General features: G+C 59.8%; 2 protein-coding genes and 1 pseudogene. All 3 read left to right on the plus strand.

The window, feature by feature from the left end; all coding sequences use genetic code 11:
- Nucleotides 1-96 precede the first annotated feature (96 nt).
- The 3 genes and pseudogenes from CO667_RS04800 (at nt 97) to CO667_RS04810 (ending at nt 6,011) form a co-directional block, all read left to right on the plus strand.
- Nucleotides 97-588 (plus strand): hypothetical protein, encoded by a 492-nt coding sequence (locus CO667_RS04800; protein WP_097617290.1) that lies wholly within the window; start codon nt 97-99, stop codon nt 586-588.
- Between the two features lie 273 nt (nt 589-861).
- On the plus strand, nt 862-2,514 hold the full coding sequence (locus tag CO667_RS04805; protein ID WP_097617291.1) for a GNAT family N-acetyltransferase: 1,653 nt from the start codon (nt 862-864) through the stop codon (nt 2,512-2,514).
- Between the two features lie 133 nt (nt 2,515-2,647).
- Nucleotides 2,648-6,011, plus strand: a pseudogene (locus CO667_RS04810) (DEAD/DEAH box helicase).
- Nucleotides 6,012-6,178: the final 167 nt, after the last annotated feature.

Below are 6,178 nucleotides of genomic sequence, written 5' to 3' on the forward strand. Positions count from 1 at the left end.
CTCAATATCAGCGCTTGGCCGTTGTTCTGATATGGTATCGGCATGTATCATCCCTTTCGGGATGGATCGTCCCCTTCGGGGAAGAAAGGGTCTGGCATGGCGGCGATGTCCGATGTCCTGCTGCGGGTCGGCCGCTTGAATTATGTCTGGACGAACACCGAAAGCCTGCTGATCTATATCATCGCCCATCTTCTCCGGGTCGAAAAAGAGGCGGCGATCGTCGTCTTCCTGACGCTCAACACGACGCGCGCCCGCATCGATCTCATTGAACGGCTTGCCAAGCTCGCTTCGACCCCGCCTTCCGACCGGAAGGCGATCCTTTCCGCCATGTCGCGGCTGAAAAAGGAATCCAGGATCCGCAACAAATACAATCACTGCATCTATTCCTTCGACGAGAAGGGAGAGATCTCGAGCACGCAGCTGATGCGGCTGGTCGAGGACGATAAGGAGATCCGCTACGGCAAGATCGAGCAGATGGATGCACGCGAGATCGATCTTCTGGAGAAGTCGATCGCCGAAATCGTCGCCATCAGCCAGACGCTCTGGGCCTTCATCCATGCGAGCCCGCAGATCTCCGGTGGGCTTTGATCTAATCCGTATGGAGGGCGCGCTGCCATACCCGCCGCACACTTTCGGGTGATAGGAATGGACGCGCGGTGCCGATGCGACACCTTGTGCGCTATGTCTTTGAAAAGATGCTTTATCTTAACCAAAAACCGATTCCGATTTTGGGTTATTTGCCGGCTCAAGACTAATCCTATTTAAGCCCTGCAAATCATCCGGACGGTTTATTTGAAGATCGGTGTTTGCCATTAGAATGAAAGGCTCCCGAGTGACGTATGGGGTATTGGGGGGGCGGCCATGCGCATAGATATCATCGACACCATTGCCGGGTTCGAGGCGGTCCGCGACAACTGGGATCAGGTCTTCATGGAGGATCCCGATGCGCAGCATTTCCTCTCCTGGATCTGGCTGAAGAACTATCTCTCCCGCCGGCGCCGCTGGTTCATCCTCGCCCTTCGCGAACGCGATCCCGACGCGCCCTATGTTGCTTTTTTTCCCCTGCGCCTCATCACGCATCTGAACGAGAAGACCGGGCTCTTCTACGACGAGATCATGATGGCCGGGAATTTTGCGGCCGATTATACCGGCTTCATCGTCAGGCCGGATTACGAGCATCACGCCATTGCCGGCTTTGCTTCGTTTATCAAACATCAGAACTGGACCGACCTGAAGCTCGAATATTTCAGCGGCCCTGCCGGGCGGCGCGAGAAGATGATCGAGGCGCTGCGGCGCCCGGAGGTGATGTTTCGCGACAGCGCGCCGAAGAACAGCGAGAACATCGACAATACGGTCTGCCCCATCGTCCCCCTGCCGGCGAGCTTCGACGACTATCTCGAACAGCGGATGAGCAGCCAGACGCGCCAGAAGCTCCGCCGGTTCCTGCGCAAGGTCGAAGGCGACGATATCTTCCGGATCACCACGGCGACGCCCGAGACCATCCATCGAGACCTGGACATCCTCTTCAATCTCTGGCGAACCAAATGGAGTGCTATCAAAGGCGCGGAGCGGACCGAGCGGCTGATCATCACCACGCGCGAAATGCTGATGGACTGCTTCAACAGCGGCAATCTCGACGTGCCGGTCTTATGGCATGGCGACCAGCCGCTCGGCGCGCTGGCCAACATCGTCGATCGGCAGAAGAAGGCGATCCTCTTTTACATCACCGGCCGCGACGAGACCTGGAAGACGCCGTCTCCCGGTCTCATCCTGCATGGTTACTGCATCCGGCGGGCGATCGAGGACGGCTTCAAGACCTATGACTTCCTGCGCGGAAACGAGCCCTATAAATATATGTTCGGGGTGGAGGAAAGGCGGATCAGCTGCACCCTGTTCCGCACCCGCAGCGGCCAGAACCTGCATGGCGTGCTCAACCCGCGCAGCATTCGTTTCGTCTACGAACAGGCGCTCGACATGTACCGGAACGGCGCCCGTGGGAAAGCGGAGATTGCCTTCAACCAGGTCCTGCAATCTGCCCCCGGCCATACCGGCGCGGAATTCGGGCTCGCCAATCTGCTGTTCGACCGAGGCAAGCTGACGGAGGCACTGGCTGCCTACAAGGCTCTCACCGAACGAGCGCCCGATCCGACACCGATAGAGATGCGGCTTGGCGACACACAGCTTGCCCTGCATCAATACGACCAGGCCGCCGAGACTTTCCGCCGGGTCGTCGAGACCGGGCCACATCTCATCCAGGCGCATTACAAGCGAGGCATCGCCCTTGCTGCCGGCAAACGGCTGGCCGAAGCGGAGACGGTCTTTGCTGCGATCCAGGGCGTGCATTCGGACGATCCGGCCGCACTCGACTATGTCGCCAAGGCGAGTGCCGCGCTCGAACGAATCCGTTTGAGTGCGGAGCCTGCACCTCGTAAGGTGGACGTCGTGGCGGAGAGTATCGCCCGCTGGAGCCGGGGGCGGCAGCTCAGCGAGCGACGCCGGCCGCGTCTGCATTGACGCGGTTTTGCCATGGTGCGGAAATGCAGTGCGGCGGTTCCAGGCCGCGCGGTCGCCATGGTCTTTGATTTTGAGCTGAGATCGTTGTTAAAACAAGCACGAGCCTATTTTTGCAACTCCTCAGTGAGAACTCATGCAGACCGATGCAGATGGCGCCGAAAGAGAACGGCTTCTCGCCATTCTCGATTTCTGGCACAAAATCGAGTTCTTCATTCCTTACGATCTCTCCAGCCGTGTTGTCGCGGCTGCCGGCCGAACTGTGTTCTGGCTGCATGCCAAGACACTCGAGGATGACGGCGCGGCACTCAGCCGCCCGGCGATCCCCGAGGAGAAGCAGATCACGGGTTTTACCCTGTTCCTCGGCGTTTTCAGCAAATCGGAAATTGCCGACATCCGCAGGCATTTCGACAGCGTTGCCGGCGATATATCAGAATATGAGGATGCCGAACGCGGCGACCTCGACGGCGATACCTGCTTTGCCAGCCTGCAGCTCTCCCCCTTGGGGCAGCCGATGTTCGAAACGTTTTCCGTTTCGACGCTGCCATGGGCTCTGGGGCGGGTGCGCAAATCCGGCCTCTCCTCGCTCAGCCACGAGGCATTTGCCGGCAGCAAGCAGCAACTGTCGGAACTGCTTCAAAATTTTCGGGCGCAGCGGCAGCTGAGATCTTCATCTTCCGAGGACACGGACGATCAACCGATCGATGCCGGCGAAATCCTGACGCTGCATGAATTGCTCTGCGATTGGGCCGGCTTTGCCTCGCGTCAGGAAAAGCCCATCGCCGCCGTCGAAATACGCTACCGAGACAGGGCGGAAAAACCGGAAGTCCTCTCCCTGCCGCCACCGCAGGAGAACAATGCGCCCGATGCCGACGACGAGGAGGACGAGAGTGCAAACATCGAAGAAGAGATCGGTATCCTGAACAGCTTCTTCATCGAGGACATCGAGCAGGCGATAATGGGGGTCAAACGCGGCGATATCCCCAAGCCGCTCAGGCAATATCTCACGCCGCTCGCGCAGGAGAAGCGGATCGACCTCTACTCCGAGGACGGACGCCGGGCGATCGTTCGGGCCTTGCATCCAGGCAATCTCAACCGCGGACGTTGGCTCAGCGAACCTCACCACGCGATGAGCCTCATGCAGCAGTTTGCAATCAATACGGCGATCGGCGACCTTTCGGAAACAGGACTATCCTCGGTCAACGGCCCGCCGGGGACGGGAAAGACGACCCTGCTTCGCGACATGTTCGCTGATAATATCGTTCGGCGCGCCCGGGTGCTCTCCTCCTTGAAGACGGCGCGCGATGCCTTTGGCGGTTCGGCGCGCCGCGTCGCTTTCGCCGACCGGAGCACGAGCTCCATATCGGCGCTGATTCCGGCGCTTGCCGGTTTCGAAATGGTCGTCGCCTCCTCCAACAATGCCGCCGTGGAGAATATCTCGCGTGACCTTCCCAAGCGGAGCGCGATCGCGAACACGTGTTCATTCCAATATCTGCAGACGGTCGCGAACAAGATCGCTTGCCAGAAGGACAATGGTGCCACCATCAAGCTCTCCGACGGCGACCGCCCATGGGGGCTGGTCGCCTGTGCGCTCGGCAATTCCCGGAACCGCCGGGCCTTCAAGGAACGTTTCGCCTTCATGGAAATCACCGACCGGCCGAAGCCCGGCTGGTCCGGCCCTGATAAGCCGCAGACCATTTGGGAATGGCTGAAAAGCTATGATGGACCGACCTTTGCCGAAGCCTCGGCGGCTTTTCATGCCGCCGACGGCGCGGTTCGCGACAAGATCGGCCAATGTGCACGCTATGCCGATCTCCATGACGAAATCGCCCAGGTTTCGCAGGATGCCTTCTGCCGCGAGGCGGTTGAAGGGGTCAGGGCAGCCGAAAGCGAATTTCGGCAAGCGCAGGACAGATGCAACATGGTCCAAGCCGAAATACTTCGTATCAGGGAAGGCTTGTCGCATCTGAAGGAGGAGGAGCAGCTGCTCGACCGCAGCGCTCCTGCGTGGTGGGAAAGAGTGTTGCCCAACGCTCCTGCCCGGCAGCATCGGCAAGATGTCGGCGCCAATGCACGCGGGCAGCTGGAATTGCGCAAGGCACTGGCGGAATGCGAGCGCCGTCTTGCAAAAACGCATGGACCTGCGCGGACACCAGCGGGCCGAACGGGCGCTCAGATCGCAACGGGAAATCTGGTCCCGGAGGAGAGAAGAATTCGATCGTCTCGGGACGATTCTCGATCATCCCACCCTCCCCGGGCGTCTCGCCGATCTCGAGACCGATCAGTTCCAGATTGACGGTCTGTGGCACAAAGACGAACTGGCAGATCTGCGTTCGGCATTGCTGGCAACGGCATTGACGCTGCATGAAGCGTGGCTGGCGGATGTCGGCAAGAAGGGCGGAGGTTTTGGCGGAAACATCGTCGCCATCAACAAACTGCTTTCCAACAACGGTCCCGCCGACAGCCGGCACATTGCCTTGATCTGGCAGAGCCTTTTCATGATCGTTCCGATCGTGTCGACGACCTTTGCCTCCTTTGCCCGGCAGTTCCGCGGTCTCGAAGCCGGATCGATCGGCTGGGTCTTCATCGATGAAGCCGGTCAGGCGGTGCCGCAAGCGGCCGTCGGCGCCCTGTTGCGTGCGCGCCGCGTCATGGTGATCGGCGATCCCCAGCAGATCGAACCGGTCTTCACGCTGCCCAGCGCGCTGATCACCGCCACCTCGGCGCTCTCGCCCCACACGGCGACAGGACAATATTCGCCGAACAGAGTGTCGGTGCAGATGCTGGCCGATGCCGCCAACCGCTATGGAACGACCGTTCAGGGCGAGGAGGCGGACGGGCTCTGGATCGGCAGCCCCCTCAGGGTACATCGTCGCTGCATCGACCCGATGTTCAGCCTTGCCAATCAGATCGCCTATCAAAACAAAATGGTCTTCGGGCTGGAAGAGCGCCGGCCGGCCGGTGACGCTCCACCGTTTTATGGCGACAGTACCTGGATCGACGTCAGGGGAAGGGTGTCAGGCAAACAAGCCGTTCCGGAACAAACGGGTTTCATCGTCGGTCTCCTGACTGCCACTTATCGCCGGGACGGCGCATTGCCGGATCTCTATATCATTTCGCCGTTCAAAGAGATCAAGAATGGTCTGAGGCAGGCTCTGGTCCATGCAGCATGGGGCGATTGGAACGGAAATACGCGTTCGACTCCACCGAAACTGTCGAAATGGCTGCAGGAACGGATCGGCACGGTGCATACTTTCCAGGGCAAGGAGGAAGACATCGTTTTCATGGTGCTCGGCGCCGATACCGACCATCGCGGAGCGGCGAGCTGGGCCGCCTCGAAGCCAAACCTCTTGAACGTCGCCCTCACCCGCGCCAAGCGGCGGTTCTATATTGTCGGCGATCGCAGCCTCTGGGAAGGCCTGCCTTACTTCCGGGAGACGGCCGGCGCCTTGGATACAATGCAAGCAGCAGACTTCCTGGCCCGGAACGGATTGAGCTGAAGGATCGGATCTGCGCGCTGAAGCCTTGGCTTCATTCCTTCAGGAATCAAAAAAGCCCGCACGAGGCGGGCTTTTTGAGATAATGAAGGAATTTGGTTTCGTTGGCAGGATTTGTGGTTTTCTGTCCCGGCGCGTCGGCTTCGCCTTCTTGCGCGCCCCTGAAGAGG

The organism is Rhizobium sp. L43, from assembly GCF_002531725.1.
Lineage (GTDB): Bacteria > Pseudomonadota > Alphaproteobacteria > Rhizobiales > Rhizobiaceae > Rhizobium.